General features: G+C 69.4%; 26 protein-coding genes and 1 pseudogene. 8 read left to right on the forward strand and 19 right to left on the reverse strand.

The window, feature by feature from the left end:
- Window positions 1-19: 19 nt before the first annotated feature.
- The gene (gene dhaL, locus JW592_RS06780; protein WP_209263992.1) at window positions 20-646 is read right to left on the reverse strand and encodes a dihydroxyacetone kinase subunit DhaL; all 627 of its coding nucleotides are present in this window, start codon (window positions 644-646) and stop codon (window positions 20-22) included.
- A 414-nt stretch (window positions 647-1,060) separates the two neighbouring features.
- Window positions 1,061-1,840: an IclR family transcriptional regulator gene (locus JW592_RS06785; RefSeq protein ID WP_307805309.1), complete on the reverse strand. Its 780-nt coding sequence runs from the start codon at window positions 1,838-1,840 to the stop codon at window positions 1,061-1,063.
- 67 nt (window positions 1,841-1,907) lie between these two features.
- Here JW592_RS06785 and dhaM point away from each other — a divergent pair, with 67 nt between their 5' ends.
- Both dhaM and JW592_RS06795 read left to right on the forward strand, forming a co-directional pair.
- Window positions 1,908-2,300, forward strand: a complete 393-nt coding sequence (gene dhaM / locus JW592_RS06790; RefSeq protein WP_209263994.1) for a dihydroxyacetone kinase phosphoryl donor subunit DhaM — start codon at window positions 1,908-1,910, stop codon at window positions 2,298-2,300.
- The gene (locus tag JW592_RS06795) at window positions 2,284-2,583 is read left to right on the forward strand and encodes an HPr family phosphocarrier protein (protein ID WP_209263995.1); all 300 of its coding nucleotides are present in this window, start codon (window positions 2,284-2,286) and stop codon (window positions 2,581-2,583) included. The genes dhaM and JW592_RS06795 overlap by 17 nt, the downstream gene beginning before the upstream one ends.
- A gap of 165 nt (window positions 2,584-2,748) precedes the next feature.
- On the opposite strand, the gene JW592_RS06800 is transcribed toward JW592_RS06795, so the two are convergent.
- Complete coding sequence (locus JW592_RS06800) at window positions 2,749-3,597, reverse strand: SCO6745 family protein (protein ID WP_209264126.1); 849 nt, start codon at window positions 3,595-3,597, stop codon at window positions 2,749-2,751.
- Window positions 3,598-3,926: 329 nt separating this feature from the next.
- Between JW592_RS06800 and JW592_RS06805 the strand changes: the two genes are divergently transcribed.
- On the forward strand, window positions 3,927-4,622 hold the full coding sequence (locus JW592_RS06805; RefSeq protein ID WP_229375287.1) for a GntR family transcriptional regulator: 696 nt from the start codon (window positions 3,927-3,929) through the stop codon (window positions 4,620-4,622).
- A gap of 92 nt (window positions 4,623-4,714) precedes the next feature.
- Here the strand turns inward: JW592_RS06805 and JW592_RS06810 are convergent, their stop codons facing one another.
- Window positions 4,715-5,995: an MFS transporter gene (locus JW592_RS06810; RefSeq protein ID WP_209263996.1), complete on the reverse strand. Its 1,281-nt coding sequence runs from the start codon at window positions 5,993-5,995 to the stop codon at window positions 4,715-4,717.
- A gap of 142 nt (window positions 5,996-6,137) precedes the next feature.
- Here JW592_RS06810 and JW592_RS06815 point away from each other — a divergent pair, with 142 nt between their 5' ends.
- Entirely contained in the window at window positions 6,138-6,677 is a 540-nt protein-coding gene (locus JW592_RS06815; RefSeq protein ID WP_209263997.1) for a CGNR zinc finger domain-containing protein, read from the forward strand.
- Between the two features lie 97 nt (window positions 6,678-6,774).
- Here the strand turns inward: JW592_RS06815 and JW592_RS32555 are convergent.
- A pseudogene (locus tag JW592_RS32555) lies at window positions 6,775-6,897 on the reverse strand (VOC family protein); the annotation flags it as partial.
- Between the two features lie 374 nt (window positions 6,898-7,271).
- Between JW592_RS32555 and JW592_RS06820 the strand changes: the two are divergent.
- The gene (locus tag JW592_RS06820; protein ID WP_229375288.1) at window positions 7,272-7,706 is read left to right on the forward strand and encodes a DinB family protein; all 435 of its coding nucleotides are present in this window, start codon (window positions 7,272-7,274) and stop codon (window positions 7,704-7,706) included.
- 184 nt (window positions 7,707-7,890) lie between these two features.
- On the opposite strand, the gene JW592_RS06825 is transcribed toward JW592_RS06820, so the two are convergent.
- From JW592_RS06825 to JW592_RS06860, 8 genes are all read right to left on the reverse strand, one after another.
- A complete protein-coding gene (locus tag JW592_RS06825; RefSeq protein WP_209263999.1) occupies window positions 7,891-8,310 on the reverse strand; it encodes a lasso peptide biosynthesis B2 protein in 420 nt (139 codons plus the stop codon).
- Window positions 8,307-8,582, reverse strand: coding sequence for a lasso peptide biosynthesis PqqD family chaperone (locus JW592_RS06830; protein WP_209264000.1), 276 nt, complete (start codon window positions 8,580-8,582; stop codon window positions 8,307-8,309). Before JW592_RS06830 ends, JW592_RS06825 begins: the two co-directional genes overlap by 4 nt.
- A complete protein-coding gene (locus JW592_RS06835) occupies window positions 8,560-10,278 on the reverse strand; it encodes an asparagine synthase-related protein (protein ID WP_209264001.1) in 1,719 nt (572 codons plus the stop codon). The genes JW592_RS06830 and JW592_RS06835 overlap by 23 nt, the downstream gene beginning before the upstream one ends.
- Before the next feature lie 155 nt (window positions 10,279-10,433).
- Entirely contained in the window at window positions 10,434-10,595 is a 162-nt protein-coding gene (locus tag JW592_RS06840) for a lasso RiPP family leader peptide-containing protein (RefSeq protein ID WP_209264002.1), read from the reverse strand.
- Window positions 10,596-10,730: 135 nt separating this feature from the next.
- Complete coding sequence (locus tag JW592_RS06845; protein WP_209264003.1) at window positions 10,731-11,465, reverse strand: dienelactone hydrolase family protein; 735 nt, start codon at window positions 11,463-11,465, stop codon at window positions 10,731-10,733.
- A gap of 364 nt (window positions 11,466-11,829) precedes the next feature.
- Window positions 11,830-12,951 (reverse strand): hypothetical protein, encoded by a 1,122-nt coding sequence (locus JW592_RS06850; protein WP_209264128.1) that lies wholly within the window; start codon window positions 12,949-12,951, stop codon window positions 11,830-11,832.
- Window positions 12,952-13,240: 289 nt separating this feature from the next.
- Window positions 13,241-14,494, reverse strand: coding sequence for a GNAT family N-acetyltransferase (locus JW592_RS06855; protein WP_209264004.1), 1,254 nt, complete (start codon window positions 14,492-14,494; stop codon window positions 13,241-13,243).
- A gap of 372 nt (window positions 14,495-14,866) precedes the next feature.
- Window positions 14,867-16,030, reverse strand: coding sequence for an epoxide hydrolase family protein (locus JW592_RS06860; RefSeq protein WP_209264005.1), 1,164 nt, complete (start codon window positions 16,028-16,030; stop codon window positions 14,867-14,869).
- A gap of 124 nt (window positions 16,031-16,154) precedes the next feature.
- On the opposite strand from JW592_RS06860, the gene JW592_RS06865 reads away from it, so the two are divergent.
- Window positions 16,155-16,730 (forward strand): CGNR zinc finger domain-containing protein, encoded by a 576-nt coding sequence (locus JW592_RS06865; RefSeq protein WP_209264006.1) that lies wholly within the window; start codon window positions 16,155-16,157, stop codon window positions 16,728-16,730.
- A gap of 104 nt (window positions 16,731-16,834) precedes the next feature.
- On the opposite strand, the gene JW592_RS06870 is transcribed toward JW592_RS06865, so the two are convergent.
- The 3 genes from JW592_RS06870 to JW592_RS06880 form a co-directional block, all read right to left on the reverse strand.
- Complete coding sequence (locus JW592_RS06870; protein ID WP_209264007.1) at window positions 16,835-18,076, reverse strand: amidohydrolase family protein; 1,242 nt, start codon at window positions 18,074-18,076, stop codon at window positions 16,835-16,837.
- Between the two features lie 99 nt (window positions 18,077-18,175).
- Window positions 18,176-18,622 carry an RrF2 family transcriptional regulator gene (locus tag JW592_RS06875; protein ID WP_209264008.1) on the reverse strand — a complete coding sequence of 149 codons (447 nt, stop codon included), beginning with the start codon at window positions 18,620-18,622 and terminating at the stop codon, window positions 18,176-18,178.
- Window positions 18,623-18,869: 247 nt separating this feature from the next.
- Window positions 18,870-20,489 (reverse strand): ABC-F family ATP-binding cassette domain-containing protein, encoded by a 1,620-nt coding sequence (locus tag JW592_RS06880; protein WP_209264009.1) that lies wholly within the window; start codon window positions 20,487-20,489, stop codon window positions 18,870-18,872.
- Between JW592_RS06880 and JW592_RS06885 the strand changes: the two genes are divergently transcribed.
- A complete protein-coding gene (locus tag JW592_RS06885) occupies window positions 20,466-20,702 on the forward strand; it encodes a hypothetical protein (protein ID WP_209264010.1) in 237 nt (78 codons plus the stop codon). The genes JW592_RS06880 and JW592_RS06885 overlap by 24 nt on opposite strands.
- An 87-nt stretch (window positions 20,703-20,789) precedes the next feature.
- Here the strand turns inward: JW592_RS06885 and JW592_RS06890 are convergent, their stop codons facing one another.
- From JW592_RS06890 to JW592_RS06900, 3 genes are read right to left on the reverse strand one after another with little or no spacing between them, the layout of a single operon-like run.
- A complete protein-coding gene (locus tag JW592_RS06890; protein ID WP_209264011.1) occupies window positions 20,790-21,545 on the reverse strand; it encodes a copper homeostasis protein CutC in 756 nt (251 codons plus the stop codon).
- Window positions 21,542-23,065, reverse strand: coding sequence for a M81 family metallopeptidase (locus tag JW592_RS06895; protein ID WP_209264012.1), 1,524 nt, complete (start codon window positions 23,063-23,065; stop codon window positions 21,542-21,544). Before JW592_RS06895 ends, JW592_RS06890 begins: the two co-directional genes overlap by 4 nt.
- Window positions 23,066-23,075: 10 nt before the next feature.
- A complete protein-coding gene (locus JW592_RS06900) occupies window positions 23,076-24,317 on the reverse strand; it encodes an ROK family transcriptional regulator (protein WP_209264013.1) in 1,242 nt (413 codons plus the stop codon).
- A 305-nt stretch (window positions 24,318-24,622) separates the two neighbouring features.
- Here JW592_RS06900 and JW592_RS06905 point away from each other — a divergent pair, with 305 nt between their 5' ends.
- Window positions 24,623-26,434, forward strand: a complete 1,812-nt coding sequence (locus JW592_RS06905) for a peptide ABC transporter substrate-binding protein (RefSeq protein WP_209264014.1) — start codon at window positions 24,623-24,625, stop codon at window positions 26,432-26,434.
- The last annotated feature ends 26 nt before the right edge of the window (window positions 26,435-26,460 follow it).

Raw genomic sequence — 26,460 nt, forward strand, 5'->3', positions numbered from 1 at the left:
GTGCGGGTGGGACGGCCGGCTACGCCTCGGCCGCCGTATCGGCGAGCGCACGGAAGATCAGGGCCGTCGAGGTCGCCCCCGGGTCCTGGTGGCCCACGCTGCGCGCTCCCAGGTAGGAGGCGCGGCCCTTGCGTGCCTGCAGGGGAGTGGTGGCGCGCATGCCCTCCTCGGCGGCGTCGGCGGCAGCCGCTGCAGCGGCGGCGAAGTCCGTTCCCTGCCGGACCTGCTCCTCGAAGGCGGCGACGGCGGGAGCGAACGCGTCGATCATCGTCTTGTCGCCGGGAGCGGCCGTTCCCAGCTTCTGGATGCTCTCCAGAGCTGCGGCCAGTGCCCCGGCGAACGCGAGCGGGTCGGCTGCCGGAGTGTCCAGGGCCTTGCCCAGCGCGCGGAACGCGCCCCCGTACAGCGGCCCCGAGGCGCCCCCGATGGTGGAGATGAGGGTGGCGCCGGCCTTGCTGAGGACGGCTCCGACCGTGTCCGGGGCGAGGTCCGGGACGGCAACGGCAGCGGCGGTGAATCCTCGGTCCAGGTTGGTCCCGTGGTCGGCGTCACCGATCGCCGAGTCGAGCTGGGTGAGGTGATCCTTGTGCCGGCCCACGGCGACGGTGATGGCCTGCACCCACGCACGGGCGAGGTCGATGTCCATGGGGTCTCCGTTCGATGATCGGTGCGTACGGGGTCGGTGGGTGGAAGGCCGAGCGGGGCGCGGTCGGCACGGCCGCGTCTGCCGGGCCGAGCCGGGGCTGCACAGCCCCATCCCAGGGACAGCATGTCGGCATCCGCCCTGCAGGCCGTGGTGCGGACACCCGTCGTGTCCGGGCGGGCCACGGAATCGCTCACCCGTCCGCGGGCGGTGGGCGCATCCTCCGCCGCGCGTACACCTGCCACCGGACGCTTCACCTCCTCCGCGGGATTCGGGCTGTGAACGGGAGGGGAGTCGCCGGGTCCTTCTGTGCGGCAGAACCTCACGGCCCTGTGGGAACCGGACGGTCTGCACTTCCCGGCGCTGTTCATCATTGCTGAATGTTGTTCCGGAAGTTAAGCACGCGTTTCACGCCTGTCAAGAGGCCCGGGACCCGGTCGGCCGGACACGGCGTGTGGCCGAGGGGGCTCCCAGGTCGCGAGAGAGGTTGCGGGCGGTCTCCCGTACCGCCACGGCGAGTTCCTGGCGTGCCGACTCGCCCAGCAAGCGCTCCACGGGACCGACGATGCCGATGGCGCCCGCCACCTCGCCGGAGCGGTCGAAGACCGGCGAGGCGATGCCCGCCTCCCCGATGGCCGACTCCTGGTCCTCGGTCGCGTAACCGGCCTTGAGAACATCCTCCAGGTGGCCTGCCAGCGCCTTCCGGTCGGTCATGCTGGCGCCGGTGAGCACGGCCGGCTCCCCGGCGAGCAGGCGTTCCCGTACGTCCGCGCACGAGGAGGCCGCGATGGCCTTGCCCAGGGCGCAGGTGTTCCACGGGATGCTCGCGCCCACCTCGAGAATCTGCACCGCGCCCTCCGGCCGGAACGCGTGGTGGACGACCAGGACGTGGTCGCCCGTCAGGACACCCACCCACACGGCCTCTCCGCTCCGGTTGGCCAGAGCGTCCGCCCAGGTCAACGAGCGTGTGCGCAGCTCATGCGTATCCAGATAGGCGTTACCCAACGGCACGAGATTCGGCCCCAGCTGGTACTTCGAACTGTCCCGGTCCTGTCCGACCAAGCCCTCGATCTCCAGCGTGCGCAGCAGCGCGTGCACGGTGGGCTTGGCGACGCCCAGCCGCTCGGCCAGTTCGGTCACGCCCAGCCGAGGACCGCCCGAGGCGAGCTCCCGCAAGATCTGCACTGCTCGATGCACGGACTGGACCATGAGATCTCCGATTCAGTATTGCCGAACAATGTTCCGGGATTTAATGTGACCGTTCATGAGCGCAACCGTCGGCATCGTACTCGTGTCCCACAGCGCCGAGCTGGCTTCGGGCCTGCGCCTGCTGGTGGAGCAGATCGGCTCCGACACCGTTCCCGTCGTCACCGCGGCCGGGACCGACGACGGCAGGATCGGCACCAGCTATGACCTCGTGCTCAAGGCACTCCAGGACGCCGACCGGGGCGCCGGGGTACTGATCCTTCCCGACCTCGGCAGTTCCGTTCTGACCACCCGCACCGTCCTGGACGACCATCCACGCGCCGACGCCGTCATCGCCGACGCGCCCTTTGTCGAGGGGGCCGTCGCCGCAGTGGTCGCCGCCGCATCCGGCGCCGACCTGCAAGCCGTCGCCAAGTCAGCAGAAGAGGCCCGCCATGTCCGCAAGCAATGACACCACCGGCTGCGAATCCGCCGAGACCACCGGGCACGAAGCAGCCGTGCTGCTCCCCGCCAACCTCCACGCCCGGCCAGCGGGCCTCCTCGCCCGCGCGGCAGGCGAGTTCTCCAGCACCATCGAGCTGGAGCACAACGGCAAGACGGTCAACCCCGCCGGCGTTCTCGGCGTCATGGCACTGGGAGCCACGGCCGGCAGCACGGTGACCGTACGAGCCGCCGGTCCCGACGCGCACGACGCGGTCGCCGCACTGATGGAGATCCTGGCCAACGCCGAGTAGCCCGCACTGTGATGTGGCCCTCGGTCCGGAAGTGCTGTCCGTCATCGTCCCGGGGACGGTCGGCGAAGGTCAGGAGCAGCCTGCCGAGGTGGATGGCGCGTGATCGGTGCAAGCCCTGATCGGGGGAGGCCCTGAGTCGGTTACGGTGCTCCCGCAAGCATCCGTTCACGCGAGACTCTGCGGCCCACGAAGAGTCTGATACGTCCCCGCCGCGGTGAATGCGGTGGTGATCGGCGCGATGAGCGAGGCGAAGCGGCGAGTACCCGCATTGCCGATCGGTGCCCAAAGCGCGGCGCAGTGTTCGTCGGTTTCCGTCTCGATGCGCTCGCGTGCCGCACTGCCGGCACCGGTTATCACGGCGTTGGAGTCGAGCCATCCGCGTGCGACAAGGCGTGCCGTCGCCGCGGCCCACTCCTCTTCGTTCCACTGCCGTGTCGCTCGCGCGAGAGCTGCCGGGAGGCGGCCTGTTGCCGCGTGCAGAACGAGGCACTCGCAGGGGCCGAGGCCGTGATCGGCGAGCACGACGAGGTGGGCGTCGCCGCGCCACTCGCGCACCACCGTGATCTGCTGCCACAGCGCGACGAGAGGATTGGACGGAAGGGCCACCGAGGCGTTCGCGGCGGCCAGTACTTTGCCGGCGTAGTCGGCACCGGCGACCACCGGGTCGACCAGTGAGCGCGCCTCGGCGAGGTCGGCGTCCGCGAGATGCACCTTGACGCGTTGCATCGCCCGTCCCGCCGCCAGGAAGCGGGCGGTCTGCCACCGCTCGGGCGGTGCCGCGTCCCACACGCCCGCCATGGCCCGCACTGCCCGTGGGCTGAAGTTGTAGAAGGCCGCGAGCGTGACTTGCCACGGAACCGCGCCCATTGCGGCCGACCGGAGGGCCAGATACCCCCGCCCCCGGTCGGTCACTCCGAGCTCGGCCGCCTCCTGGGTGCTCTCGGGGACGAGGTAGATGAACATGTGGGCGGCACTGATGGCGCGGCTGACCTCGCGGATGGCGTCCAGATCCATCGAGTCTTCGTCGGTGCGGGTGGAGAGGGGGAGTTGTTCGCGGTACATCGTGTTCGCGTCTCCAGGGAGTTATGGGTGCTGCGGGCGGGTGTGCCCAACGGTGGCCGTCAGACGGGAGTTTCAGCAGTGGCGGTCGATACAGCGCGTCCGAGAGCGTGACCGGCCATCACGTCGGAGTAACGGTGCGAGCCGTGCCCGGACAGCGGAGCGGCGCGCCCGGTCGGCGAGCCGCAGGGGAGGGGACGCGCCGTCGTGGACAGCTCCCCTCTGTCATGAATCGACAGTAGCATCAATAATCGATTATTGCTTCGATCGTCTATACTGCTGTCATGGCTGGCGCATCTCCCCACTCCGCTTCCTCCGCGAAGCAGATGCTTTCCGAGCAGGTCTACGCCCAACTGCAGGGCGCGATCATGCGCGGGGACTACTCCCCCGGTGAGGCCCTCAAGCCACAGGACCTCGCCAGGGAACAGGGCGTAAGCCTGGCCGTTACGCGGGAGGCGCTCGTGCGGCTGGTCGGCGAGGGGCTCGCCGACCGGCTGCCCAATCGCGGATTCGCAGTCCCGCTCCTCTCCGACCACCGCTGGCAGGAGATCGCGGAAGCCCGCCGGGTCATCGAACCGGCCGTCCTGCGGATGTCCATCGAGCGCGGCGACGTCGATTGGGAGGCCCGCGTGCGGGCCGCCCACCACCGCCTGGCGCGCACTCCGGCGTATGTGCCGGAAGAAGGCGAGCACTACACCGGCGCTTGGGCTGAGGCTCACAGGGTCTTCCACCGCACGCTGCTGGACGCGTGCGGCAATCGCGCGCTGTTGGAGACCTTCGACCGGTTGTGGACCGCGAGCGAGCTGGCCCGCCGATGGTCGGCGCACCGCGACCCCGACCGGGACGGCGCCGAGGAACACCGCAGGCTGGAGGAGGCGGCGCTGGCCCGTGACGCCGACACCGCGGCAGCGGTTCTGGTTCAGCACCTCACCCTGACGGTGGCTGCTCTGACCGACGCTTCAGGCCAGGCTTCCCCATGACCTGAGTCGGAGATTCGTCGATGGTCGGAGTCGTTGGCCGGGTGTGAGTCGTCCGGGCCCGAAGATTCGGTGCGAATCGTAAGGCGAGCCCGCTAACGGGACCGCAGCGTCGACGGGGTGACATTCCTGAGGAACGGCACGGGTGTTGCGGCGGTGGCCACGGCGAATACGGCGAAGGCCAGTCGCATGCCGCCCAGTTCGGCCAGCAGGCCCACCAGGGCTGCACCCAGTGGCATGGCGCCGAAGCTGAAGAGCCGGGCTGCCGCGTTGTAGCGGCCGAGCATCTGGTCGGGGACCATGCGCTGGGTGAGGGTGCGGGTGTTGACCGTCCAGAGTGTGCCGCCCATGCCGCCCAGAAACGCGCCGGCGGTCACGGCCCAGATGTTGGTGGTCAGGGCGGGCAGCGCCACCATCGCGGTGGTGCCGATCAGGTCGGCGAGCATCGCCCGGTGAGCGCCCAGCAGCCGGTTCACCCACGTGACGGCTGCCGCGCCGGCCAGCCCGCCGATTCCCAGGGCACTGAGCACGATGCCGTACTGCTGCGGCTCCAGGTCCATGGCCTGCTTGGCGTAGAGCGGTATGAGAGCCAGCCAGGCGCCCCAGACGGCGGCGAGCACGGCGACCACCAGCGACAACGTGCGCAGCACCGGGTCGTGCCACAGGAAGCGCAGCCCCTCGGCGATCCGGGCGTTGACGGAGACGGGAGCCGCGCCCGGGGCGGGCCTGTCGGGCCGGAAGCGGCCGGACAGGCAGAGCAGCGAGAGCGCGGCGACCGCATAGGAGGCGCCGGTCAGCCCGAGTGCGAGGCCCGTTCCGGTAGCCAGCAGCAGCCCGCCGACGAAAGGCCCGGCGAACTCCTGTCCTACGGTCTCGGCTCCCGCCATCCAGGCGTTGGCGCGCTCCCGCCCCGCCGCGGGCACCGCGGCCGGGACCAGGGCTGAGGCTGAGGTCGAGGCCAGTACGTCGGCGACACCGAGGGTCACGCCGGCGGCGCAGAGTTGGCTGAGTGTGAGGCCGCCGGCCAGGTGGGAGGCGGCGAGCCAGCCCATCGCGGCCAGCCGCATCGCGTTCGCGCTCCACAGCAGCCGCCGCCGGTCGAAGTGGTCGACGAGCACGCCGATGTGCAGGGCGGTCAGCAGCCAGGGCAGGGTGAGGGTCAGCGAGACGACGGTGACCTGGGCGGGAGAGCCGGTGAGCCGGGTGGCGAGGAGCGGCAGGGCCATCTTCGTCACACCGTCGGCGAGGTTGGTGGCAGCGGTGAAGCCGACCAGAACAGCAGTGTTGCGGCGGCCAGGGGCTGCCGGGGCGCTGTTGCGCGGCGCAGTGCCCCGTCTGCTGCCGGTTTCCGTCCGCTCAGGCACCGCCGTGGCCATGGCCCTCTCCCCCAACCGTCCCACCCGATAACCGCCTAAGGCGTTAGGCGGTGAGGTTACTCTGGCACACGCTCCGGCCATCCCGCAACCGATGAAACGGTTAGCCGGTAGGATGGCGGAATCCTGGAGGAGGTGACCCGCCATGCTGGAGCCGCCGGCCCCGGCCGTCCTGGTGGAGGCATTCGCCAACACGGTCGATGTGGAAGAGGGAAGCGACGAGATCGCCACCCCGTCCGGTCTGGCCGACTGGCTGCGAGACCGCGGCCTGCTGGACGCGCCTGGTGCGATCCCCGCCCAGGTCCACGAGAGCTACCTGGCCCTTCGCGCGGGAATCCGCGAGGAACTGGGTGCCCACGTCGGCGACACCCCCGATCCGCAAATGCTCGGCGCCGCCGACCGCGTGCTGGCCGAGCACCCGGTACTGGTCACCGCTCGCGGCTCTCTGACGCCCGCCGCAGGGCTGCCCGCCGAGCGCGGCCCGCTGGCGACGCTGGCGATCGCGTGGAGTGAGCTGGTCACCACCGGGCAGGCCGCCCGCCTCAAGCGCTGTGCGGAACACACCTGCGGCTGGGTGTTCTGGGACGTGTCGAAGAACCGCAGCCGCCGCTGGTGCTCGATGAAGGTGTGCGGGAACCGCAACAAATCCCGCTCCTACGCCTCCCGGCGGCGACAGGTGGCCTAGGGTCTGTTGCGCAAGCGGATCTTCGGTGTGGAGTCGGCGGCAGCTGATCGACGGCATACGGTGGTGGACGTCCCCGCGTGAGCGGCTGTGCGTGGCGTCAGCGTGCGAATTTCTCGATGGCCACCGGGATGACGGGGATGAAGCAGTTGACGAAATTGCCGTCGGGGTCGTGGAAGAGCGGCGACCGGTTGCCCCAGGGCAGCGTGGTGGGCTTGGTGACCGAGGCCGGTCAGGCTCTGGTGAACGCGGTCCACAGCGAGACGCTATCCTGGCACTGATCCGGCTCTCCTCGGTTCTGGACCCAGCATTTCCCCGAGGAACTTCCGACAGGGCCGAAAAGCACGGACGCGGCGCGAAGTTGCCGCGCACAGCGCGCGCCCGCCTCCGATCCCGCGGGCATTCAGTATCGAAGTCATCGGTGTTCTCCTCGACGATCCAGGTGAGCCCAGCCCTGCCCGTTCGGGCCCCGTGCTGCTTGAACACGCGGCCCCGGTCCGGATCAGCTCAACGATCCCTTCATCCCAGAAAGTTGAACGACCAATGTCAACGCTGCCCCAAGTGACAACTGGACCTGAACGTCTCATGTTGGAGCACATGCTCGACCGCAACCGGCAAGCGCTCATCGACACCGCGCGAGGACTGTCCGAAGCCGAGGCACGGCGACGCCTGGTCACCTCGCTGACCACACCGATCGCGCTGATCAAACACGCTGCCTTCGCCGACCGCCGCTGGTTCCAACGTATTCTTCCCGGCTTGGACGGAGCCGATTGCGACGGCTACGTCGCCCCCGGCGAGGGCGGTTTCCTCGTCGAGGACGGGGAAACGCTGGACGGCGTGATCGCCGACTTCGAACGCACCAGTGAGCGTTCGCGTGCGATCGCCGCCGGCTTCGAGCTCGATGACACCGGGACACATCCCGTAGTCGGAGAGGTGAGCCTCCGGTTCGTGTACCTGTTCATGATCGAGGAATTCGCCCGTCACGCCGGCCACGGCGACATTCTCCGAGAACAGATCACTGCCGCACGATGAGCCCCGTTGCCGTCATGGACAACCGCCACAGGGCAACGTCCCATGACGGCGCGGCACGAGGGGAGACGCCCCGGAGTCGCGGCAGTCCGACCACGAATACGACCACCAAGAAGGACCGGTGCCGACTCTGACAGCACGCCCCAGCCGAGCGACTGGCGGCTGGCAACCGGCAACGCGGTGGTGGTCAGGGGCGAGGTGCGGGTGGGACGGTGAGGAGGTGGCGGTAGGCGCTGATATCCGAGGGCTCGCCGACCGGGCGCCCTTCCGCTTCGATCCAGGCATGGGCGGCGAAGGGCGGGGTGCGGACCCCGCTGCACCACGTCGGCCAGGTGCCACGCATACGGCACAGCAGGGCCGTGGCCAAGGAGCGCTGCAGACAGTAGGTCCCCGCGCACAGTGTGCTGGTGGCGGTCACCTCTTCCCGGGCCGTCAGCGCCTGCTCGTACGTGGCGGCGGTCGCGTGGCGACGCACGAACCGTAGGAGAACGACGATGCGCCGCGGTGAGAGCCGGGCGAGCGGACGCGCGGCGGAGACGGCCAGGTGCGCGGCGAACCGACGGCGCAGTGGTGGCCGGTGCCCCGGGGTGTCGAGGATCTGGCTCATGAGGCGGACCGCGGTTCTGCTTCCACCAGGCGGGCCTGTTCAAGTTGCTCGATCAAGGCTTGCACGTCCCTGGTGGCCTGCTCGGTGGTGACGGGTTGCCTGGTGGCGAGGCGCGCGGCGATCTGCTGCGGTGTGGCGCCGTTGAGCGAGGCGCGCAGAATGGCCGCTCCGGTGGCGTTGAGCTGCCAGTAGCGGCCGCTTCGGGCATCCAGCAGCACGAGACCGTCGTCGGTTTCGCAGGTGGTGACGTCAGTGCGCAGCCGGAGACTCACGCTGGTGCTCCTTGAGGTAGTCGGGAACAGGGCGAGCGGCCAGATCCCGCAGCCAGGACTCGACGGCGAGGGTGGCCTCGGCCGCTGGACCTTGTGAGGCTGGAAGCAGACCGGTGTTCAGCCACGCACGCCGCAGCGTCTCGGGGTGGACCAGGTCGGCGGCAGCAAGGAGAGAGGTGTCGCACCACTGGGCGAGTTGGCGCCTGTGGACCCGCATCCCCGAGTGCCATTCCGCGGTGGCGAAGTCCTTGGTGGTGCGGGCCAGGAGGGGGGACGGAACGATGCCGTCCATGGCCGCGGTCAGCAGCGGTTTGTAGGACCACGGGTCACCCGCCTCGTGCGGGAGGGTACGCAGGCACGCTGCGAGCACGGCGTCGTCGCAGAAGGGCATCTCCACCTCGAGACCGCTGGTGCGGTAGACGGCAGCGATACGTCCTGCCTGCCGCACCTGGTAGAGCCACTGGTGCCCGCAGCGAGTGCCGGCCAGAGGCCGCACGTCGGCTGCGGCCTCGGACAGCAGATCTCCCGTCATGTCGCGGGCGTGGTCAGTCGCCCAGGGCGGCATGGTCACCTCCGGCCCCCACCCCAGCATGGAGGCGGCTCCCTCCCCGCTCCGGCGTCCGCGGCGCACGGGGCGCAGGGCCTCGGCCTGTGACCGCAGCCAGGACGGGTAGGAGCGCCGGTCCGCCAGTGCTCGCGCCAAAGCCCGGTACGACCAGCGGTCCTTGACCGCATAGCCGGCCAAGCGCCGATGCGCCATCAAGGGGTGGCGGGCTGCCAACTCGTGCAGATGGTTGAGCGGCGGGAGGACGACCTGGTCCCCGCCCTGGCCGCAGATCCGCCCGCGGGCACCGTGCTCGCGCGTCGCCGCCGTCATGTGCTGCTGCTGGGCCATGTCCCGCCGATGGGTGAGGGGCTCGTCCTCCGGCTCGCCGCCCTCGGTGAAGCCGGCGTAATAGGACGGCAGCCCCACTGCCGGAAAGGTCCGGTGAACGGTCGAGGCAGGCAGTAGTGCTGCCGCCTGCCGTGCGTAGGCGGTGTCTTCCCCGGGACTGCTCCAATCCAAGGTCAGGGCCACGAGCTGAGCGCCCGCCTCTGCGGCCAGAAAGCACAATGAGGTGGAGTCCATCCCACCGGACAGGTCCGCTCCCCACACCTGTCCGGGTCGCACCCGCGCGGCCAGGGCTTCGCGGAGCGCGTCTCGCACGTCAGCGGCTGCGGCCCGCACCGGCAACTCCGGCTCGGGAGGGCGCCACCATCGGTGCAGGAGCGGGCGCCGCCCGTCAGGCTCCACCTGCACCGCGTGACCCGGAGGAACGGCCTCAACCCCCTGGAACATCGACTGCTCGTCCAGGGGGTGCGGCGGCGCGACGAGCGACGACAGGCGCACCGCGACCTGCCGCATCTCCACCTCGGCGCCGACCAGCCAGGAAAGGGTGCGGGCTCTGTCGGCAACGACCGTCAGCCCCTCCGAGGAGGCGTGGAAGAGTCGACGGTCACCCGACGCCGTACCTCGCGCGTAGACCCGGCCCGCCACGGAGGCCACGACATGGCAACTGCCGGCGCCTCCCTCCCATACGCCGTGCAAGTCGGAGACCTGGCGAGCGGCCCGGAGCCGGGCCCGCAACAGCTCCGTCGTCAAGGTGCTGATGCCGACGAGCGCCAGTCGCCGCTCGCCCGATTCGGCAGTTCGCACCTCGTCGGCAGGCCAGCATCCCACCAGCCAGGGACGCCCGGAAGCATGCCGAAGCCCCCGGCACGCAGACGGAAGAAGACGCCGACCGAGGGCGGCGGACGCCGCCTCGCAGTCCGGGAGGACCACGAACCAACGCCCGCCGCATCGCGAAGGCTTCACCACCATCCGCGCCCGTGGCCACCGAAAGTGTCCCAGTGCCACCCGTGGAAGCCGTTGGTCACCTCGGTGTAGTCACCGGACTCCACCAGCATCGGAGGCTCGTAGACCTCGCCGGCCTCGAACTCGAACGCGAACGCGAACGCGAACTCCTCACTCATCGCCAGCTCCTTCCTGTACGACCAGCACCTCATTCGGTGCCCAAGCGGTGATGCCCGGCACGCAACACCGACACGCCGCAAAACACCTGTACCGGTGAAAAGAGTGATGAATTGCTTCCGGGTCCGAGCCGAGCCTCAACGGATGGTCAGGGTGCGGCCCAGGAGAGGGAGCAGGTTGTCCCAGTGGAGCCGCAGTGCCGCGGGGCTGTATGCGTCGGTGTCGGCCATGGTGAAGCCGTGGACGGTGTCTGGGTAGATCTCCGAGGTGTAGTCCACACCCGCGGCGTCCAGGATCTGGTTGAGTTCACCAAGAGCCTCGGGCGTCAGGTCGGATTCGGCGTGCCCGAAGTGGATCTGGGCGGTGAGGTGGCGCAGGCTGTCGGACCCGGCGGCGCCCACAGGGGCGTGGAACCCGGCGACGGCGGCCACTTGACCGGGGTGGGCCGCGGCGGTGCGCACCGCCAGGAGGCCGCCTATGCAGTAGCCGGTCACCGCAACGGGCCCGGAGCCGACCTCGGGCCGGCTGGCGAGGAATCCGAGAAAGGCGTCGGCGTCGCGCAGGGTCCGCTCAACGGTATGTGCCTCGATGAGGGGCATCAGTCGGCCCATGACCGCGGTCCGGGCCTCTTCTCCGATGTGCTCGGGAAGTTCGACCACGGGTGCCGGGCCGTGCCGGTAGAAGAAATTGGGGACGAGCACGTAGTACCCGTGGTCGGCCAGTTCGCGGGCCATCTCCCGCAGCACGGGCCGCAGGCCGAAGCCGTCCGCGTACATCAGCACCCCTGGGTGCCGCTCGCCGTCGTCGGGGAAGGCGGCGAAGGCGTCGGCCTGACCGTCCGCGGTGGGAATTTGCAGCGTATTGATGGGCATGAAGTCTCCTGTCGTGGTTGATGTGTCCTGTGATCAACACGACGGAGGCGGAGCCCGCGCATCAGCGCAAGATCCTCGATCGAACGGCGGGCCCGCACTGGCCCGTACGGCGCTCAGAAGAGCACCGGGTCACCGATCCGTGTGTGGCGCGATGCCGTCCCGGTAGTCACTCCCGCAACCTAGTCCACCGAACGGAGCCGACGCCAGCCGCAGCATGCGGTGCGGCGTACGCCGCTGAGGTCGTGCGGAAGGTGGCTCTGCCGCCACACGGGAGGACCGCCGGCTCCCGTACGCTGCGCAGCCCGCCCCAGCCGGCCATCGAGGACCGAGGGGTTTCGACCCTCAGTCGCACGGTGGGCCCGGTTCACGTCCGGGAGGCCCTGCCGCACCCCTGACCCTCGGCTCCTCGCATCCGCTCGTCGATCGGCTGGCTCCGGTCGTACGGATCGATCACTGGGCCGTCCCCGTTACCGGCCGTCTGCTCATGGCCGAACTTCGGGTTGAGGTAGCCGTTGAAGAGGTCGCACCCGCCGTTGGTGGTGTCCAGCTTGTACGACACGGCGGAGAAGGTGCCTGCTTCGGTCTTCACTTTGGCGGGATCGTCCCAGCTCATCACCAGTTCCCGCCGCACGATCGTCCGCGCGACCGCGCTGCTTCCTTCTTCAGCCGCGACGACCGGATACACGTACGTGACGTCCGCGGTGACCTCGAGTGCACCACGCTCACCGGTCTCGTAGGTCACCCTGCCCCGTGTTTTCACCACGTTCCCGGCGAGCTTCACCTTTGCCGGGTCGAAGCGGCTGAACAGCAAGAGCGGATTGTTCTTCCGGCTCGGGTTGCGGAAGGCCGTCTTCAAAAGCTGCTGTACATCCTGCTGGCGGGGGTTGATCAGCGCGATTGCCTTGTCCGGATGCTTTCCACGCAGCACACCGGCGTCCAGGCTGGACGCGGACAAGAAGTCACGGGTGCGGTCCAGTGCTTGATCGACCTGCGCTTTGTCCATCCACCCTGCTGCCCGCGCCTTGGGAAAGCGGATGCCCGCCAAACCGTCCTCCCACTTCTGCGCCGGCGATCCTTTGAACGGCTCCTCCAACGTGGGTTGCTGTGCGACGGTCGTGCTCGGCGCGGTGCCGACCCCCTGACGTTCGGAGTGCGTGTCGTCGGCGCCAGGGAACCACCCGGCCACCCCGGCCGGGTTCAGTGCCACCGCCCCGAGCCCGAGCGCGGCCAACAACGCCGCCGCGTACCAGAGCTTTCTTCCACGGCGGCCGCTCCGCCGCTGCTTGTCCCGTGGTCCACTGCCCAGCTCGTACGTTCGCCAGCCCGTCGGGCGGTCAGGCTCCTCGCGCAGCCTCCTGGCCACCATCCTCGCCCGTGCCGATGGTTCCTTGGGCGCACTGTTTCCCCCGGAGGCGGCCTCCCGAAGGAACCGATCCCATTCCTCGTCCGGTATGGAGGCCCCGTCCTGTTCCCCGCCTCTGCCCACGCTGATCGTCCCGCCCCTCTTGCCGCCTCGGTCGCCACCTGTCGGGTGTTCGCGCAGATGATCGTATATCTGCCGATCCGGCCGGAGGTTCGATTGGGGTGCTTCGGCCCAGGCTCTGCTGCCGTAATCCCGATGGCTGTGTGTGACGAAGACGGGATCACGCCCTTGAGCGTCTCGCGCATGGCCTCCGGCAGCGGCGAGCCCGTACCGATCCCGATCGATGGGAATGTCCCTGAGGAGCGACAGCACTGCCGTGGCCGGGTTGCAGCGCAGGTGTGCGAAGGACTGCTCAGTACAGCGGGAAGGCCCAGCCGCCGGGGTACCAGGGTTCGCGTTCGCCGCGGAAAGCCGCCGAGGCGAGGGAGAGCGCACCAGGCCGCAGCTCCTCGACGAGGCCGGCAGCCGCGAGGGCGGTCAGCGTGGTGCCGCCGAGGAAGGCTGCGCCGAGTTCCGCCGCAGTCAGCCGTATGTCGGCTGGAGCGCTCGTACGCTCACAGAGGACGTCTCCCGGTTCCGTTTGTAGCCGGTGGCGCCCGCTGTTCCACGGGCAGAAGTCGTCCCGGACGTCGAGTACGACGTCCAGCGGAATGCTGTAACCCCGGCTGGCCAAGGCCCTGTCCACGTCGGCCAGTCGCAGCCACAGGCGGTCCACGGGCCTGGCCTGAACCGCCCGGGGCTCGACCAGCAGATGCGGCAAAGGCTCGTCCACGGCGCCCTCGTAGTCGATCCAGGCCACCAGGTCGATCCCGGCGAGGAAGCGCCACAGCGCCGCATACGCCTGACGCGAGTGCGCCGCCAGCTCCACCACCTCCACCACCCCGGCCTCGCCGCCCAGCCCGTCCGGCGCAGAGCTGTGCCGGTAGAGGGCGTAGCCGGTGGCATGCCCGTCGCGCTCTTGGTGTACAGCGCACCGGAGCGCGGTCGCGCTGCCGCGCCGGTGCGGGTAGTCGGCGAGGCGCACCGTCCAGTGGGCCGTCTGCCGATCGGGCCAGCCGACCGTGGCAGTGCGGACCTGGTCGTACATCTTCTCAAGGAGGGGGCGGGCCTCGACCGGGTGCTGCAACCGGACCGTCCCGTCGCCGAAGTCGGTGGTCGGGCGGAACCGCATGGCATGCCGGTCGCAGCGCATCCGGTTGCCGACCGTCGCGGGGCCGTAGCCGTACCGTCCGTAGATGCCGGCCTCGGAAGGGCGGAGCGCGGCGACCGGCTCGAGCTGCTGCTCGTACAGGCTGCTCAGCTGGGCCCGCATCATCGACGTGAGGATGCCGCGGCGGCGATGCGTCGGGGCAACTCCCACAGACGCTATCCCCGCCACGGGCAGGACGCCCCCGGGAACGGTCAGCTTCCGGCCGTAGACAGAGGCTCCGGCGACCGGCTCTCCCTCGTCGAAGACGGCCAGAGTGCGGTCGAGGTCCGTCGCAGCTCGCTGATCGGCGAGTTCCCCCTCCGAGCGGTCCATGCCGTAGGTGTCGGCGATCATGCGTGCCCAGGGGGCGAACTCCTGCTGGGAAACACGGCGAAGCTGGAACTGAGAACCGGTCATCGGTCATATGTACAGCACGCTGCACTGGACTGACGCCTGGCCCCCTCCGACGCATCGGTTCCGCCTGATCTCCTGTCCCTCTGGATCCGTTCCGCGGCCCCCTCAGTCTCCGTCTGCGGTCAGTGATCACCTTGCCCGGCCGGATGTCCATGACCGGCGCGTGTCACTACCGCGAGCCACAACTCGTGCTGCGGTGCCGCACGGGCACTGCAGCATGACTGCCGTGGAGCATCGACACAGGGCCGGGCCGTGGTCCGTGATGGGTGCGCGAAGAAGTCCTCCCGGCCGTGTGGAAGGACGGCAAGAGGTTGGGCGCGATCAGTACTGGTTGCGGAGCCAGACCGTCCACGTTGCCCGCAATGCCGGCCGCGTTCACCGATGAGCGGCCAGCACTGCCGCGAGGCCCTCTTGCAGATCCTTGACGAAATACTCGGGAACTTCCAGCGACGGGAAGTGTCCTCCGGTTTCAGGTGACCTCCATCGGACGATCTGCCGGAACCGCTCCTGCGCCCAGACGCGCGGGCACTTCTCGATGTCGCGGGGATACACACTGATGGCTGACGGGACGTCGACCCGCAGATCGGGGTCGAGTGAGTTGTGGCTCTCGTAGTAGATGCGGGCCGCCGACGCGCCGGTCCGCGTCAGCCAATACAGGGTGACGTCGTCAAGAATGCGGTCTCTGGAGATCGTCTCGAACGGACTGTCCTCGGTATCTGTCCACTCGGCGAACTTGTCGAGAATCCAGGCGAGCAGCCCTACTGGTGAGTCGACGAGCGAGTAGCCGATGGTCTGCGGCCGGGTCGCCTGCTGCTTCGCGTACGCCGCGTGGTTGCGCCAGAAATCCCGGGTTTCCTCGGTCCATTGGCGCTCGGCAGCCGTCAGCCCGTCCGTGGTCAAGCCGGGCGGTGCCTGTGCGGTCGTTGTGTGGATGCCGAGAACATGCGACGGGAACCTGCCGCCGAGGACCGTGGTGATCACACCTCCCCAGTCACCGCCGTGGGCTGCGAACTTGCTGTAGCCGAGCCGTCCCATCAGTTCCACCCATGCGGCCGCGATCTTTTCGATTCCCCACCCGGTGGTGGCCGGCTTGTCGCTGTAGCCAAAGCCCGGCAGCGACGGGACCACGACGTGGAACGCCGGCGCGTCCGCGTCGTTCGGATCTGCCAGTTCATCGACCACGTGGATGAACTCGGCAATGCTGCCCGGCCAGCCGTGCGTCAGGATCAGGGGAGTGGCATCCGCGCGCGCGGACCGGCGGTGCAGGAAGTGGATTCCGAGACCATCAATGGTCGTGCGGAACTGGGTGATCCGGTTGAGGCGCGCCTCGAACGACCGCCAGTCGTACTCGGTGCGCCAGTAGTCGACGAGATCGGCGAGGTCCGCGAGAGGAACGCCCTGTTCCCATCGGTCAGGGCCGGGCGCGGTGCGATGAACCGTCTCAGCCTCCGGCAGCCGCGCCGCGGCCAATCGAGCGCGCAGATCGTCGAGGTCAGCGTCCGTTGCGTGGGCTTCAAAGGCTTGCACGTCGCTGGGCATGAGATCTCCTGGTCGTCGTGGAACCGGTGTGGGCCTGTCGGTGAACCGGCTTGGTCTGGCGCGAACCGGCTAAGACGGTTCTAGCACTCCTCGATGGCAGCGGACAACCCGCTAAGGTGGTTCCATGCATGCTCGGTTCCCTGACTTCCGCCTCGGCAAGGTGCTCGCGACCAGCTTCACGGCGACCCTGACGGAGCGTTGCGGTGACGCCGTGGAACGCATCCCCACGCCGCAGCGACTTGTCGACTGGCTGGCAGTGAACGGCCTCGCGGTGGAGTCCTGCACCACCGCCCAGCTCGAACTCGCCAGGGAACTGCGGGAATCGATTCACGCCGCTTTGACCGCGGCCGCGATCCAGGACTCTCTCCCTGCGTCTGCTGTCCACGTCATCAATGACTGCAGCCTTCAGGGGCGGGCTGCGGCTGTCCTTACGCCCGAGAACACTCGGCAATGGCGACTTGGCCCGGATTCCCGCGTAGAAGACGCCCTGAGCGTTGTCGCCGCCGACGCGATCAGCATCCTCGCAGGGGAGCGAGACGGAAAATTGGCCCTGTGCGCATCGCCGACCTGCCGGGCCGCCTTCTTCGACGCGAGTCAAAGCCGTACCCGAAAATGGTGTGAAATGAACACATGTGGGAATCGTGAGAAGAAAGCACGCTTCAATGCCAACAAGCGCAAGAGTTCCAGAACAGCAAAGTAATCGCTGAGAGAGCCCGAGGTGTGCCGGCGGCACGGTCGCTGGCAGCGAGCGGCTTTCCGTGCTGCAGTGCGGCGGCGGACGGACGTTCCGCGCCGCACGCGCGCCTAGCGTTTGTCGACGGTGAGCTCGCCGTCCAGGATCACCACGCTGAGGTCCCGAAGGTTGCCGATGTCCGCAGTGGGATCAGCGTTCAGTACGAGCAGGTCGGCGCGCTTGCCGGGGGCCACCGTGCCGAGGTCGGGGCGGACACACTGCCGCGACGCGACGCTGGTGCCTGCGGTCAGCACCTGAGCGGGCGTCATCCCGGCCGCCACCATGAGTTCGGCCTCTTCGAGAGTGTTGGCTCCGAACAGGCCCCGGCCGCTGAAGGTGTCGCTGCCCAGCGCGATGTGCACGCCGGCCTCGGCGACCTTCTTGAGATTGCCACGGGCGTCCGGGTGGGCGTCGTCTATCCAGAGTGTGGGCGTGTAGGTGATGCCGTGTTCGAGCATCAGCTCGATGAGCGAGTGGTCGGTGAGGGGCTCGACGGTGACACCGTGCTCCAGGCCGTCGGCCCCGGCCTCGATCGCCTCGCGTGCCGCAGCTTGCTGGGTGGTGTGGACGGTAACCCGAAGGCCCCGCTCGTGCCCGGTCTCGATACCGGCCCGAAGGAGATCGAGGGGCAGCCGTTCCAATTCCACACCATCCGGAAAAGCAGGGTTCCGCCAGAGGTACTTGCGTCCGCCAGAGTGTGCGCACGCGCCTTCCGACAGGAGTTTGATCGCGTCCACTTTTCGGTCGGCGAGGTGGTGCACCAGGTCGCGGATCTGCTGCACGCTGTCGACCTCTCCCGTGAAGCGTTCGCGCGCCCAGGGGTTGCTGCTGAAGACCGTGGCGGCCGGGTGCCCGTCGCGTGCGGTGATTCCGCAACCGGTCGCCAACAGCCGCGGGCCCCGCAGCGTACCCGCGGCTATTCTGGCCCGGGTGTTCAGGATTCCGTCCGTCGGATCGCCCACTGACTTGATGGTGGTGATCCCGTGGTCGAGGAACTGCCCGAGCTTTCCGGGAAGGTCGTTCTCCTCGAAGGCCCGCATCGAACCGGGATCGGAGACCGCGCGCACATCGTAGAAGTGGATATGCGTGTCGATCAGGCCCGGCATCACCCATCCTTCGGCCGCATCCACCTCCTGTCTGCCGCTGAGCGGCTCGGCCGAGACGGAAGCGATCTCTCCACCGGTTATGGCGACGTCGTACAGACCGGCGAGCGCCTGGCGGCCGTCGAAGACATGGGCGCGCCTGATCACGAGGTCGTAGGTCGCAGGTCCGCGAGCCTCGGTGCTCGCGATCGGTTCGCATTCCTGGGTCACCGCTCTCACTCCTGGTGCGTTCCGTACACTAACTGCAACTAGAGTGGTTACAGTTTGCTCATGCGTCATGATGCAGGACGCGCATGCGTCACCGTCTGATCAGTGGCCCCTGGGTTCGCCGTTCTCGGAGACCAGGATCTGCCGCAGCAGGCCGGCGATCGTCGTCCTGCCGAGCTGCTCCTCCAGAGCTCGTTCCGCGCCGCGGAACTCGACGTCGAGCAGGGTGCCGATGTTGCGTCCGACCTCGCACGCCTCGCTGGGCGGATTCGTGTGCCGCGAGAAGACCTGCCCCTCCTCGACGGCGGCGTACGCGTCATAGAGCGTGATGTCCCGCGGGGCCCGCGCAAGGGACCAGCCACCGCCCCGACCCTCGGTGGCCCACACCAGGTGAGCGTCCCGCAGGCGGCCGAGGACGCGCCGTACGAGGACTGGATTGCTTTGAAGGCTGTCCGCGATCTCCGCGGACGTCAACGAGCCCCCGCGCCGGTGCGCCAGCATCGCGAGCGCGTGAATCGCAACCGCGCTCCTACTGCTGAGCCCCGCCATCTCCCGCTCCTGCCGTCGCCATCGAATGAACTGGAACCAAATTAGTTGCAGTTAGTTCGATGGTCAACCGAGCTGTCCTGGTATCTCGGTTCGCGCAGCTCAGGCGCGGGTGACGACGGCCCGGAGCATGGAGAGCATCCTCCCGGGCGACCTTCTCCAGGCCGGAGCGGACACCAAGGCCCTGGGAAGAAGTCCGAACTGACTTACAAGGCCGTGTCTCCGAACTCGGCCCCGGAGGGTTCCCGGGTTACCGGGCGCGCCGGACGCGAGCCTCGTCCCAGACCGGCTCCGAAGCCTCCCGTACGGCACCGTCCGCACCGAAGACGAGGAACCGGTCGAAGCTGCGCGCGAACCAGCGGTCGTGTGTGACCGCCAGCACCGTCCCCTCGTACACCTCCAGACCCTCTTGGAGGGCTTCCGCGGATTCCAGATCCAGGTTGTCCGTCGGCTCGTCAAGCAGCAGCGCCGTCGCCCCCGCCAGCTCCAGAAGCAGGATCTGGAAGCGCGCCTGCTGGCCGCCCGACAGCCGGCCGAAGACCGTCTCGGCCTGCCGCGTCAGCTCGTACCGCCGCAGTGCCGACATGGCCGCGCCCCGGTCCCGCGCGTGCTCCTTCCACAGGATGTCCAGCAGTGTGCGCCCCTCCAGCTCGGGGTGGGCGTGGGTCTGCGCGAAGTGGCCGGGCACCACCCGCGCGCCCAGTTTCCAGCCGCCCGTGTGTGATACGTCGTCCCCGGCCAGCAGCCGCAGGAAGTGCGACTTCCCGGAGCCGTTCGAGCCGAGGACCGCCACCCGCTCGCCGTAGAAGACCTCCAGGCTGAACGGCTTCATCAGCCCCGTCAGCTCGAGTTCTTCGCAGGTCACGGCGCGTACGCCGGTGCGGCCGCCGCGCAGTCGCATCCGGATGTCCTGCTCGCGTGGCGGCTCCAGCGGCGGACCCGCCTCCTCGAACTTCTGCAGCCGGGTGCGGGCCGCCTGGAGCCGCGAAGCCATGTCGGAGTTGAAGGCGGCCTTCTGCTTGTACATGGCCACCAGCCGCTTCAGCTTGGCGTGCTCCTCGTCCCAGCGCCGCCGCAGCTCTTCGAAGCGCGCGAACCGTTCCCTGCGTGCCTCGTGGTACGTCGCGAAACCACCGCCGTGCACCCACACATCGCTCCCGGCGGTGCCCGGCTCCACGCTGACGATCTTCTCCGCTGAGTGGGCCAGCAGCTCACGGTCGTGCGAGATGAACAGCACCGTCTTGGGCGTCTCGCGCAGCCGCTCCTCCAGCCAGCGCTTGCCCGGGACGTCCAGGAAGTTGTCCGGCTCGTCCAGGAGCAGCACCTCGTCTCCGCCGCGCAGCAGCGCCTCCAGAACCAGCCGCTTCTGCTCCCCGCCGGAGAGGGTCCGCACCTGCCGCCACTGCGCCTTCTCGTACGGGGTGCCGAGCGCGGCGACCGTACACATGTCCCACAGCGTCTCCGCCTCGTACCCGCGCACTTCGGCCCAGTCGGCGAGCGCCTGCGCGTACTGGAGCTGGGCTGTTTCGTCATCCCGCTCCATCACCGCCAGCTCCGCCTCGTCCACGGCACGCGCGGCAGTACGGATCTCCTTGCGGGAGACCGACACCAGCAGGTCCCGCACCGTACGTTCGTCCCGTACCGAGCCCACGAACTGCGGCATCACCCCGAGGCCGCCGCTGACCGTCACCGTCCCCGCGTCCGGCTTCAGCTCGCCCGCGATCAGGCGCAGCAGTGTCGTCTTGCCCGCACCGTTCGCCCCTACGAGCGCGACGGAGGAGCCCTCCCCGACCCGCAGCGAGACATCGTCCAGCAGGGCTCTGCCGTCGGGCAGAAAGAACTCCAGATGCGCGGCCTCGACGTGTCCCATGCGGGGATTGTCGGCTCCCTCGCCCTCCCAGGCCAAGCGAATATCCAACCCAGCGCCACTGCGGAGGCGGAGGCGGACGGGCAGAAGCCGACCAGCGAGTCGCAGCGGCCGTTCGGTGAGCCGGACTACCTGATCCGCGTGGTCAGTGCCGACCTGCCGTTCCACCAGCGCCTCTACGAATCGGTGCTCACCATCTGCCGGGGGTGCGGATGAACGGCCCGGCCCCGCCGCTGGACCGTGGGCGACGGGGCGTTCACATCGGTGGGGCATCCGCCACTGTGGGCGGTCGCCGGGCCTGGGTCAGACCGCCGCGTCCAGCACCCGCCGCGCCTCCGCGACCACAGCGGGGTCGGTGACGAAGTGGGTGTCCTGCTCGGCCGAGGCCCCGGAGGCACCGAGCGGTACCCAGCGGCCGCCGCGGCGTGGCGCGGCCCGGGTCTTGGCGGAGAGGTGGACGGCGGCGGCGCCCGTGGCGACCAGTTCCGGGATGGTGGAGGGGCGCACTCCGCCGCCGGCCATCACCTCCACGCCGGGGGCGGCGGCGACCATCGCGGCGAGCTGGTCGGTGCCCTCGCCCGCCGTGGCTGCGCCGCCGGAGGTGAGGACCCGGGTGAGGCCGAGTCCGGGAAGGAGCACGGCCGTTGCGACCGGGTCGGCGGCTTGGTCGACGGCGCGGTGCAGGGTGACCTCCACCGGCCGGCCCGCTGCGTGGGCGGCCTCGGTGAGCGCGGCGACCGCGCGGATGTCGAGTCCGCCGTCGGCGGTGAGTGCGCCGATCACCACCCCGGAAGCGCCGGAGACGACGGCGGACCGCACCTCGGCGGCCATCAGCGCGACCTCCTCCGCGTCGTAAACGAAGTCGCCGGGTCGGCACCTGACCAGCGCCTGCACCGGCGGCCCCACGTCGACGGCGGCCTCGATCAGGGCTGCGGACGGGGTGAGGCCGCCCAACTCCAGGCCGGTGCACAGCTCGACCCGGTCGGCTCCGTGCTCGCGGGCGGTGCGGGCGCCGACCGGCGAGGTGACGGCGATCTCCAGGGCGGGCCGAGCGCTCACTCGTCGTCCCCGGTCAGCGGCTGGTCGGAGGCCGGGATGAGGCGGGCCGTCAGGTCGGGGTCGGCCATGTCGCGGTCGAAGGGGAACATCGGGCGGCGAATGCGGCGGTGGACCAGGCGCACCAGGTCCTGGTCGACGCCGCCGGGGGTGAGCGCCATCTTCCAGCCGACCGCCATCCCGGCGAGTTCGGGCTCCAGGTAGCCGATCTTCACGATCACGATGTCGGCGCGGCGTGGGTCGAGGCCGAGGCGGGTGAAGTCGTGCTCATGGTGGTAGGGCTTGCGCAGCCGGGTGAGGATCGCGTGGACGCTGCCGACCCGGATGACGACCTCCGTCCGGGCGTCGCGGTCGCCGTGCCGGACCGCGTGCACCACGCCGGTGAGGGTGACCGGTCCGGCGTGGCGGTCGTCGACCTCGGCTCCTGCGGTGACGGTGACGGTCGCGCCGACGCCCGCCGCGACGGCGGTCTCTACCGCCTCCGGCCCCGGCACCGACGCGTAGATCACCGTCGGGCCGTCGTCCTTCTGGAACTCCGGGCGCTCCAGCAGCCGGGTCAGGCCCCAGGTGACGTCGCCGGCGCCACCGGCGGTCGGATTGTCACCGGTGTCGCTGACGAAGTAGGGGCGCTGGTCGGAGGCGAGAGCCTCGTCCAGGATGCCGTCGAAGGTGCCGGTGGGCGCGACGAAGTCGAAGTCGTGGCGGGCTTCCCAGAATCCGTGGGCGAGTCGTTCGGCGCCGGCCGCGACGGCGGCCTCGTCCTGGCCGGTGACGACGACGGCGGCACGGTTGCGGGGCTCGTCGGCCCAGGCGTAGCCGACCCAGATCGCGGCGTCGGTGACGCCCTCCGCGGCCTCGACCTCGTCGACGGCGGCGTACACGCTCCTGGCGGGTTCGACGCGCGTCGAGGTCTGCTCGCCGGCCAGCAGCACCGGCACCGGCACCCACGCCGTGACCGGGCGGGGGGCGCCGGAGGCCAGCAGGTCCACCAGATTGCGGACGGCCCGCTCCTTGGTCTCCATGTGGTCCTCGTGGGGCGCCATCCGGTAGCAGGTGATCAGGTCGCTGCGGTGGGCGAGCTCCCGGGAGACGTTGCCGTGCAGGTCCATGGAGGTGGAGACGAGCACGGCGGGGCCGATTGTGGCGCGGATACGTTCCAGCAGTACCGCCTCCGCGTCGTCGACGCCCTCGACGGTCATGGCGCCGTGGATGTCGTACCAGAGGCCGTCCAGTTCGGGCAGGGCGGTGAGCCGGTCGATCAGCTCACCGGTCAGCTCCTCCCAGGCGGCGGCCGTGACGGTCCCACCCGGCAGCGACTTGCCGACGAGGGCGCCGTGCCACTCGGCGGCCTCGCGCAGCTCCTGGCCGGGCGCGAGGAAGGGGTAGCGCTCGAGGACCTCGTTCCCGCGCGAGGGGTGGAAGGCGGGGGCCCGGGTGCGGGCGGGGGAGAAGGTGGAGGACTCGATACCGAGTCCGGCTATCGCGATCACCGGACGGTCGGCCGCCGTGCGGGGCTGTGACATGGCTGTTCTCCTACGGGGTGCGGGGGCCGGGCGCGGCGGGGGCGGGGAGACGGCCGGACGCCAGGTCGGTGCGGCCGACCTCGCGCAGCGCGTCGGCAAGGGCGCGCTGCAGCGCGAACTGCCCGGCGCCCACCAGTCCCGCGTCGGCGCTGAGGCTGACGCGCTCGATGGTGAGGTGTTCGGTGACCAGCGGGTGGCAGCTCTCGTAGAGCTGGCTGCGCACGGCGGCGACGAACGGCTCCAGGGTGGAGAGGATGCCGCCGAGGTAGACGGCGTTGGGGTTGAAGAAGTTGACGTTGGTGGCGAGCACCTGGCCCAGGTAGTCACCGGCTTTGCGGACGGCGCGGGTGGCCTCCGGGTCGCCGTGGGTGGCGAGCCGTACCACGTCCTCCAGGCTCTCGACCTGGGCGCCGCGTTCCCGCAGGATGCGGACGAGAGCGGCGCCGGAGGCCACGGTCTCCAGGCAGCCGGTGTTGCCGCAGGAGCAGGGGGTGTCGGCCCCGCCGACGACGCGGATGTGGGTGATCTCGCCGGCGGCTCCGGTGGCGCCCCTGAAGAGGTGGCCGTCGACGATGACGCCGGCACCGATCGCGGAGCCGATCTTCACCATGATCGACTGCCGGTGTTCAGCGGGCCGCACGGTGTGCTCGCCGACCGCCATGCAGTTGGCGTCGTTGTCCGCGGCGGCCGGGACACCGAAGCGCTCCTGGAGCCAGTCGGTGATCGGGAAGCGGTTCCAGCCGGGCATCCGGGACGGCATGACGACCGAACCCGATGCGACGTCGACCGGGCCCGGAAGTGAGAGCCCGACGCCGCGCAGCTTGCTGGGGCCGTGCTCTTCGGCCAGTGCCTGCAGCGTCTCGGCGAGCCGCGGCAGCGCCGCCTCGGGGCCGTCGGCGATGGCGAAGGGGACCGTCGAGACGCTGGTGAGGCCGCCGCCGGGCAGCACCACGCCGACGCGGGCGTGCCGGCCGCCGAGGTCGGCGGCGACGGCGAACCCGTCGGCACCGCCGAGCCGCAGCACCTTGCGGGGGCGCCCACCGGTGGACGCCTGGGTGCCCTCCTCCGCGATGAGCCCGCGCTCCACGAGCTGGCTCACGGCGAGGGAGACGGTGGAGGCGGCCGCGCCGAGCAGCCCGGCGAGTTCGGCACGCGAGGATGCCTGGCCTGACGCCACGAGCTCCAGGATCCGCGGGGCGAGGGCAGAAGCACCCTTCGCCGTCCTCTGACCCGTCGTACTTATTTCATTCATGGACGAAGTAACTTCCGCGATGAGTGGGTGTGATGGAAGAGTACGCCCGGCCGGCGCGTCGGGGAACGGTTCCAGGTGATCTTTCCAGCGGAACAAATGCCACAATGCCTGACAAGTGCCCACATCGAGGTGGGGGCGTGGGGTGGGCGAGACTTTTTCCAGAACCGTAGATACTTACTTGTTACGCAACTTTGTTTGTAAGTGCGGTGAGTCCGGCGTTAGCTGTCGTGAACACAGCGCCGGTCCGACGGCGCCAGCCCCGTCCACCGGGATCTTCCTACGGGGCCTACCTCCCAAGGAGAGCCATGTCCCCTGCTCACACGGCCACCGGCCGCCGCTGGGCCCTCGTCGCGGGCGCCGTCATCACCACCGGGACGCTGCTGGCCGGCTGCTCCGGCGGTGCGTCATCGTCCGGCTCCGGCGCGTCCGACACGATCAACTACGCGCTCCCGGCCAACTTCACGCCGAACTGGATTCTCCCCATCGGCACCGCCGCGCATCTGAACACCAACAACTCCTCCATATCCCAGTCCCTGTGGGAGCCGCTGATCGCCTACGACGGCTCCGCCGGCAAGGTCGGCTGGAACAAGGACAACTCGCTCGCCACCGCAGCGGACTTCGCCGACGACAGCAAGAGCGTCACCATCACCCTCGGCGACCGGCACTGGAGCGACGGCAAGCCGATCACCTCCCGCGACGTGGAGTTCTGGTTCAACCTCGTCAAGGCGAACAAGGCGGACTGGGCCAGCTACAGCCCCGGCAAGGCGCCGGACAACTGGACCTCCTTCAAAGCCGTCGACGACACCCACTTCACGATCACCTTCGACCGGGCCTACAACCAGCAATGGATGCTCGCCAACGAGCTGAGCATGATCCGCCCGATGCCGCAGCACGCCTGGGACAAGACCAGCGACTCCGGCTCCGTCTCCAACCTGGACCGCACCCCCGCCGGGGCGAAGAAGGTCTGGAAGTACCTCAACGGCGCCGCCAAGAAGATCTCCCGCTACGCCACCGACCCGCTGTGGAAGACGGTCAGCGGCCCCTACACCCTCAAGTCGTTCTCCACGGCCGGCAAGGTGCAGCTCACCGCCAACGCCAAGTACGACGGCGGCGGCAAGGCGCACATCAAGAACGTCAACCTGCTGCCGTTCACCACCTCGGAGGCGGAGAAGAACGCGCTGCGAGCCGGCACGGTCGACTACGGCTACATCAACGCCACCGACCTGAGCCAGAAGGCGTCGTTCGAGGCCAAGGGCTACAAGGTCGACCCGTGGCAGGGCTGGGCCATCACCTACATGCCCTACAACTTCAACAACCCCAAGATGGGCCCGGTCTTCAAACAGCTCTACGCCCGCCAGGCCATCCAGATGTCGGTGGACCAGAAGACGCTGTCCAAGGTCGTCTTCAACGGCACCGCGGTGCCCACCTACGGTCCCATCCCGCAGGGCCAGAAGTCTTCCTTCGTCTCCCGCAAGCAGCTGGACAACCCCTACCCGTTCTCGACAGCCAAGGCCCGGAAGCTGCTGACGGACCACGGCTGGACCGAGAAGGGCGGCACCATGGTGTGCACCAGCCCCGGCAGCGGCAAGGGCCACTGCGGCAAGGGCGTCGACAAGGGCACCAAGTTCTCCATGCAGGTGCTCTCGCAGTCCGGCTCTACCGTGACCGACAACATGATGAGTGCCCTGCAGTCGTCGTTCGCCAAGACCGGCATCGATTTCCACATCAAGACCGCGCCGGTCAATTCCGTCCTGTCGCAGTCCGGCCAGTGCAAGGCGAGCGAGTCGAGCTGCAAGTGGCAGCTGTCCTTCTTCGGTACCGCCGGCAGCTGGTACTTCCCCGCCTATCCCAGCGGTGACGCGCTCTTCGCCACCGGCGGCGGCTCCAACTTCGGCAGCTACTCCGACCCCGCCGTGGACAAGCTGATCGCCCAGACCACCACCTCCTCCTCCGACGAGGCCATGCGCAAGTACAGCGCGGCGCTCGCCGAGAAGCTCCCGGTGGTGTGGCTGCCGGAGCCCGACTACCAGGTCTCCGTGGTCAAGAAGGGGCTCGGCGGCTTCGCGCAGGACTCGCTCGCCAACTTCCACCCCGCCATGTGGAAGTGGACCAAGTAGGCCGTCCCCGCGACCGCGAGCACACC

This window comes from Streptomyces spirodelae (genome assembly GCF_017676385.1).
In the GTDB taxonomy this organism is placed as follows: Bacteria; Actinomycetota; Actinomycetes; order Streptomycetales; family Streptomycetaceae; genus Streptomyces; species Streptomyces spirodelae.

Coding starts and splice junctions, on each gene's coding strand:
- dhaL (WP_209263992.1), bottom strand. CDS start 646: ATGGACATCGACCTCGCCCGTGCGTGGGTGCAGGCCATCACCGTCGCC.
- dhaM (WP_209263994.1), top strand. CDS start 1,908: ATGAGCGCAACCGTCGGCATCGTACTCGTGTCCCACAGCGCCGAGCTG.
- JW592_RS06795 (WP_209263995.1), top strand. CDS start 2,284: ATGTCCGCAAGCAATGACACCACCGGCTGCGAATCCGCCGAGACCACC.
- JW592_RS06800 (WP_209264126.1), bottom strand. CDS start 3,597: ATGGATCTGGACGCCATCCGCGAGGTCAGCCGCGCCATCAGTGCCGCC.
- JW592_RS06805 (WP_229375287.1), top strand. CDS start 3,927: ATGGCTGGCGCATCTCCCCACTCCGCTTCCTCCGCGAAGCAGATGCTT.
- JW592_RS06810 (WP_209263996.1), bottom strand. CDS start 5,995: ATGGCCACGGCGGTGCCTGAGCGGACGGAAACCGGCAGCAGACGGGGC.
- JW592_RS06815 (WP_209263997.1), top strand. CDS start 6,138: ATGCTGGAGCCGCCGGCCCCGGCCGTCCTGGTGGAGGCATTCGCCAAC.
- JW592_RS06820 (WP_229375288.1), top strand. CDS start 7,272: ATGCTCGACCGCAACCGGCAAGCGCTCATCGACACCGCGCGAGGACTG.
- JW592_RS06825 (WP_209263999.1), bottom strand. CDS start 8,310: ATGAGCCAGATCCTCGACACCCCGGGGCACCGGCCACCACTGCGCCGT.
- JW592_RS06840 (WP_209264002.1), bottom strand. CDS start 10,595: ATGAGTGAGGAGTTCGCGTTCGCGTTCGCGTTCGAGTTCGAGGCCGGC.
- JW592_RS06845 (WP_209264003.1), bottom strand. CDS start 11,465: ATGCCCATCAATACGCTGCAAATTCCCACCGCGGACGGTCAGGCCGAC.
- JW592_RS06855 (WP_209264004.1), bottom strand. CDS start 14,494: ATGACCGGTTCTCAGTTCCAGCTTCGCCGTGTTTCCCAGCAGGAGTTC.
- JW592_RS06860 (WP_209264005.1), bottom strand. CDS start 16,030: ATGCCCAGCGACGTGCAAGCCTTTGAAGCCCACGCAACGGACGCTGAC.
- JW592_RS06865 (WP_209264006.1), top strand. CDS start 16,155: ATGCATGCTCGGTTCCCTGACTTCCGCCTCGGCAAGGTGCTCGCGACC.
- JW592_RS06875 (WP_209264008.1), bottom strand. CDS start 18,622: ATGGCGGGGCTCAGCAGTAGGAGCGCGGTTGCGATTCACGCGCTCGCG.
- JW592_RS06885 (WP_209264010.1), top strand. CDS start 20,466: ATGCGCGGCCTCGACGTGTCCCATGCGGGGATTGTCGGCTCCCTCGCC.
- JW592_RS06880 (WP_209264009.1), bottom strand. CDS start 20,489: ATGGGACACGTCGAGGCCGCGCATCTGGAGTTCTTTCTGCCCGACGGC.
- JW592_RS06895 (WP_209264012.1), bottom strand. CDS start 23,065: ATGTCACAGCCCCGCACGGCGGCCGACCGTCCGGTGATCGCGATAGCC.
- JW592_RS06900 (WP_209264013.1), bottom strand. CDS start 24,317: ATGAATGAAATAAGTACGACGGGTCAGAGGACGGCGAAGGGTGCTTCT.
- JW592_RS06905 (WP_209264014.1), top strand. CDS start 24,623: ATGTCCCCTGCTCACACGGCCACCGGCCGCCGCTGGGCCCTCGTCGCG.